The organism is Streptomyces tateyamensis, from assembly GCF_003205575.1.
In the GTDB taxonomy this organism is placed as follows: Bacteria; Actinomycetota; Actinomycetes; order Streptomycetales; family Streptomycetaceae; genus Kitasatospora; species Kitasatospora tateyamensis.
Genome location: NZ_PYBW01000124.1, coordinates 1 through 5,231 on the forward strand (window position 1 = coordinate 1; position 5,231 = coordinate 5,231).

Sequence of the window (5,231 nt, forward strand, 5' to 3'; positions counted from 1 at the left end):
TCGGAACTACTCGTCTAGTGGGGCGGGACCCCACGTGGGGTGACATCAAGGACAGGAAGATCACCGCTCAGCTTTCACTCGTTGACGCCGTCGCCAGCCGCATCCGGCCCTCGGCCGAGGGCCGGATGCCGGTTGTCCTCGTGAAGGGCGGCGCCGGGTCGGGAAAGACGACCGCCTTGATGCAGCTCGCCTATCAGCTGCACAGGAAAGGTTCGCACGTCGGTTGGGTCGACCGTGCGGCCAATCTGACCTCTGGTGCCGTGACAGCGCAGACCCGGCAGCAGAACCTCGAGGCAGTCTTCGTAGACGACGTCAACATGTTCACGCGGAGCGCCTCAGACCTCATGCGGAACCTGAATGACGACGGTAATAGGCTGGTGGTCGCGGCCATTCGCACGACTCGGCAGTCGGAGATCCCTGCAGGTTTTCCCGCAGAGGTCATCGACTTCGACCGCGAGTTGACCGACGGCGATCTGAAGAATCTAGTCAAGGCTCTGGGAAAGAACGCGCTCATCGGCCACCTTAAGCAGTACCGGTCCATGCAGGCCAAGGTGGAGCGGTTGCGCGCCCTTTCTGAAAAGGGCCTACTTGCCGCCATGATCGAGGCGGTGACTGGCTCCACGCTCCGAGAGAAGGTTGCGAGCGAATACGAAGACCTTGGTAAGTACGATCAAGCTTACCGATGGGCGTATGCGGCGGTCTGCATCGTCAATTCTGATGACATTTTCCGGCAGATTGGCATAAGTTCAACCGGGCTCCTGGAGGTCATCTCCAATCCCGATTCGCCGGGGCAGTCGCACCGGGCGGCGATCAAGGGACTCCAAGAGATGGGACTGCTGGTCGCCATGCCTGGAGGCTTGCTCCGTTGTCGACAGCGCACCATTGCCGACACCGTCGTGCACACCGTCCTGACGAAGCGGCTGACCGAGTTGGAGACCGTGATGACGAAGCTGCTGGTCTCATATGCGGAGCGGGCCTGTCATATTCATGATGACCAGCATTCCGACCGGCGGGCCATGATCCGGCTGCTGAGCCACAACGTCATGCGCGACTTCGGCATGCCAAACGAAGCAGCACGCAGGACATATCAGCCCGAATCCACCGGCCTGATTCCGAAGTGATCGTTTCGGAGGCTGAGGGTGGCTGGCCTGGTGGAGGGTGTGCGGTGTCCGCTGGTCTGCCCAGCTCTTCCACGTGTGCTCCGGTCGGGCCCTGGCGGGCGGGTGGTCGGCTTGGTCAGCGGGCTGGCGGTGCGTGTGCGGCGGTGAACAGGTCGGCGAATGCGTGCTGCCAGGGCCATCGCCCGGGCAGATGAAGTAGCAACTTCCGTGCGGTGCGGGCGATTCGAGCCGGGACGTGGACCAGGTGGGCGCGCAGGGTGGCGGTGGTCGCCTTGGCGTGGAAGGTGCCGGCGAGAGCCCCGGCGGCCCGCAGCAGGTTGTGGGCGATCGCCCACAGGGTGAGCCAGGCGGCGTTGGCCTGGAATTCGCCGGAGGGCAGGTGGGCCAGCGCGGAGCCCTTGCCGTCCGCGATGACCTGCTCGATCGTGGCGTGCTGCCGGTGGTGGAGCTCGGCCTGGAGCATCTCGAACGGGCTGTCGGTGAAGATGGGGTGGTAGCGCCAGGCGGTGAACAACTCGCCCTGCCCAGCAACAACTTCCGCGTTCAGTCGGCGGACCCGGCGCACGATCAGCCGCGCGGTGACCTGCTCGGCCTTCTTCCGGCCGGTGAACGCCGTGTACTCGGCCTCGGCGACCTCCGCGTCGGAGACCAGCTCGCCCGTATCGGGGTCCACGAACGCGTCCGGGTAGCGGATCGCGGTCCATGCATTCTCCGGGATGGTGCTGATCGCGGCGGCGACGTGCGGGTTCATCCGCACCGTGACCGAGAAGCGCGCGCCGGCCCGTCGGCACGCGGCCACCACGTCGGCGTTGTAGAACTGGCTGTCCGCGCGCACGACCACTGCCCCGGTCGCCCCGGCCTGCCTCGCTGCGGCCAGGGCCTCGCCGGTGAACGGGCCCGCGCCGCGCGCGTCGGCGGCCTTCCCTCGCCGCAGCCGGACCGCCGCGATCACCGGGCGGGCCAGCGGTGTGCTGAGGGTGGCCAGGATCGGGTGCAGGGTGCGCACGCCCTTGAATCGGCCGACCTCGGCGCCCTGCTTGGAGCGTCCGTAGACGCGGCGGTGGGTCGGGTCGACGTCTACGAAGGCCACCCGGTCGACGCCGGGCAGCAGGGGGGTGGTCCGGGCCAGGCGGGCGAGGAAGTCCCGGTGAACCGAGTGGAGTTGCCGGTTGTGCCCGTGTGTGAAGGCGCGCAGGAAGGTGCCCAGGGTGGACGGCGCTCGCACCCCGCCGAACAGTCGGCCCATCGCGCCATGCCGGAGCCGGTCGGTGTCGTCGATCGAGTCGGCCCCGGCGCACATCGCCGCGACTAGCGTCATCACCTTCGCCGCCGGATTGGCTCCGGCGCTGTTGTCGGTGCCTTCGATGCGCAGCCTGTCTTCGACCAGGGCGGGCAGGCCGACGTGCTCGGCCAGGCGGACCAGCGGGACCAGCCCCGCGTCCGCGATCAGATTCGGCTCGTCGAACACGCCGGAGACGGCCGAGACTGCGTGAGAGGATTGCACTTACGAGATGCCTTGCTGATTGTGCGTGGTGGAGCCTAGAGAACTCCCATCATCGCAGGTCGCAAGGCATCTCTTCGTTCTGCGGAACCTCCCCGACAGCGATCACCCGGTGGATCCGGGATCAGGCGGCTCATGACCTGCTGCAGGACGACCGGCATTACTGGCTGCAGCGAGCCGAATTCGAGATCGACCAGGGCAGATTCGACCTGGCTCGGAACTATCTGGCTGCTGGTCAGGGATGCCTATACGGCCAGGAGGACCGCCTCCTGCGTACGGCTACCGCGCGAGTCCAGCTGAGGGATTCCGCAGCTCACCCCGATGATCCGACGCGCCTGGAGGACGCTGTGGCCGCTGTGCAGGAGCTCCACGAAGTGGTGAGAGGACCCGAAGGAAGTAAGGCCCCGCACGCCTTCGTCGCCCTGGCTCGTGACGGTGCCAACTGGCTTCTGAAGTCAGGTCGAGCACTCGGGTATCAGCGGTACGTAGACCTTCTCGATCAGATCACCGATGACGTGAGCTTTGGGAAGGTCTGTTGCGCAGAACGGAACGAGGTCAAGGTGGCGGCGGCTGGGTTTGAGACGAACCGGAGCAGGCTTAGAGACAGAGTGCCGGGGTTGCCGATCTGACCGGCTGGCTGGTCAGATCAGGTGGCGCACGGCAAGTCCGACCTCTGCTTTGTCAGGCGCAAGCCGCGCACTGTGTAGCTAAGGCGATGCGGTCTGCCTCACATGCCCTGCCGCCTTGCCCGTCTTGTCTCTCCGCATGGCAGTCATGCCCAGTTCGGCGAGGCTGGGGAGGAAGGTCACGTCGAGCCGTTCCAGTGGGTGGAGCAGGCCGCGCTTGCAGGTCTCTGCGGTCCATACTGCGTGGCGGGAGTGCGGGTAAGCGGGATTGATCCCGATCTCACCTTTCGGGATGGTGCCGTTGAACGGGGTCGGGATGCCTTCGGTGTTCCAGTAGTCCCATGCCTCAAGGGCCTTGGCCTGCTCGAAGGCGAGGTAGAGCTGCGGGTAGCGGTTGATGATGCGCATCTCGCGGAAGATGAGCTGGCCCAGCAGGTGGGGCGCGGTCGCGGAGAGGGTGTCGAAGTCCGCGTCTCGGAAGGTGAAGGACGCTGCGTCTTGGCCGGGCACGACTGCCACGTTGGCGAAGAGGTAGGAGAGGCGGCGTCTCGTGAACCGGGCTACCCCGGCTGTCAGGCCGGCTTCGATCTGGCCGACGAGCTGGAGGAGGCGTTCGTGTCCCGGGTTGAAGCGGGACAGGTCGAAGAGCTGGTCCATGCCATGGACCGCTGAGAACGCCAGCCGTTTGTAGAGGCGGTTGTTCATCTCTCCGAGCTGGGCGTACGTCTTGGTCTCGGCGGTTGTGGAGTTGAGCATCAGGTATTCAGAGAGCACCTCGAAGTAGAGGTAGCCGAGGAACGGGAAGGCCGGCACGGTGGCGGCGAGCTGGTCGATGAACTCGGCGTCCGGAGTCGGCGTCCCGGCGGCGTTGGCGAGGAGTCTGTCGAGGAAGGGGGCAGCCGCGCGCAGCCGGTTCAGAACGGCTCGGCGGAGCTGGGTGTCTTCGGCCTCGGTGAGGAAGCTGCGGTGGGTGAGGTAGGTCCGCAGGTGGATGGCGCCCAGTCGGAGGTAGTCGATGCCCTTGGGCGGCACGGGGGCGTCTGGGGTGATCTCGAAGACCAAGGTGCGGGTGTGCTTCTTGGTCTCCAGCAGGTAGGTGCCCAGATTGTGGGGGCGTAGGCCGGCAGGCTCGGGGATGAGGAGCGCGCAGTAGAGGGCCGCGACCAGGCAGCCGGTGGAGGCGTAGAGGTGTCCGCTAGCGCGGATCGCGTCCAGGGCCACGGTGGTGTGCATCAGGTGGATGGGGCGGCCGGAGGCCAGCGTCTTGGTCATGGAGTTGTCGCTCAGCAGCCAGCCGTTGGGCGTCTCGTGTCCGAGGTGGTGGCGCCAGTCAGCTTCGGTCTCGGCGAGCCCGGACGGGCCGGGTCGAGTGGCGCTGCTGGTGTGGTCGGTGTGGGCGTTGTCCCACTCAGCGTGCATGGACGACCTCCTACTGCGTGGGCTTGAGGAGCTGGCTGGCGTGGATGAGTGCTCCGTGGTTGGTGGCGCCGTCGAGTCGGGCCTGTTCGCTTCGGACCACGAGGTCGAAGGCGACGGGGTGGAGCCATGCGGGGATGACGACGCGCAGGTGTGAGGGGTCGGGCCACCAGCGGGTGAGGGGAAGTCGGTAGCGGTCCAGGCAGTCGGCTGCCTTGAGCAGGTCGATCAGGTGGGGTGCCCGCTGGTAGGCGCGGTTCTGCTGCGGGGTGAAGCCCGCGTACGGCACGTCGTGCAGGCCGATGGCGCTCGCGGCTTGCTGGGAGAGGTCGGGCGGGAGTTCTCGGCCGAGCATGGTGGTCACGGCCTGCTGGTTGCGGCTGAACCAGGCTGCTGCCCGCTGGCCGTGCCCAGGATCGTCGCGGTCGTCGCGCCGCCGGCAGTCGTGGACTGCTGCGGCGGCGCAGAGGGCGGCGCTGTGATCGCGGTCGAGCCCGTACTCCTGGGCGAGCAGGCCAGCGAGCAGGGAGACGCGGGCGTTGTGCCGGAGTGCGTCCTGAACGCGAA

The 5,231-nt window shown here is 66.8% G+C and carries 5 protein-coding genes; 2 read left to right on the forward strand and 3 right to left on the reverse strand.

The annotated features are described in order from the left end of the window. Nucleotides 1–1,121: ATP-binding protein (locus C7C46_RS27720; RefSeq protein WP_220040706.1), on the forward strand; the 1,121-nt coding region annotated here is incomplete at its 5' end. Between the two features lie 115 nt (nucleotides 1,122–1,236). On the opposite strand, the gene C7C46_RS27725 is transcribed toward C7C46_RS27720, so the two are convergent. After that, nucleotides 1,237–2,625, reverse strand: coding sequence for an IS1380 family transposase (locus C7C46_RS27725; RefSeq protein WP_181442568.1), 1,389 nt, complete (start codon nucleotides 2,623–2,625; stop codon nucleotides 1,237–1,239). A 344-nt stretch (nucleotides 2,626–2,969) separates the two neighbouring features. On the opposite strand from C7C46_RS27725, the gene C7C46_RS34445 reads away from it, so the two are divergent. After that, complete coding sequence (locus C7C46_RS34445) at nucleotides 2,970–3,251, forward strand: hypothetical protein (protein ID WP_146259229.1); 282 nt, start codon at nucleotides 2,970–2,972, stop codon at nucleotides 3,249–3,251. Between the two features lie 78 nt (nucleotides 3,252–3,329). On the opposite strand, the gene C7C46_RS27730 is transcribed toward C7C46_RS34445, so the two are convergent. Continuing rightward, nucleotides 3,330–4,667, reverse strand: coding sequence for a hypothetical protein (locus tag C7C46_RS27730; protein ID WP_110672673.1), 1,338 nt, complete (start codon nucleotides 4,665–4,667; stop codon nucleotides 3,330–3,332). A 10-nt stretch (nucleotides 4,668–4,677) separates the two neighbouring features. Then, nucleotides 4,678–5,231: hypothetical protein (locus C7C46_RS35370; RefSeq protein ID WP_110672674.1), on the reverse strand; the 554-nt coding region annotated here is incomplete at its 5' end.

Excerpts from the sequence above, each read along its gene's own strand:
- C7C46_RS27730 (WP_110672673.1), bottom strand. The coding sequence starts at position 4,667 with ATGCACGCTGAGTGGGACAACGCCCACACCGACCACACCAGCAGCGCC.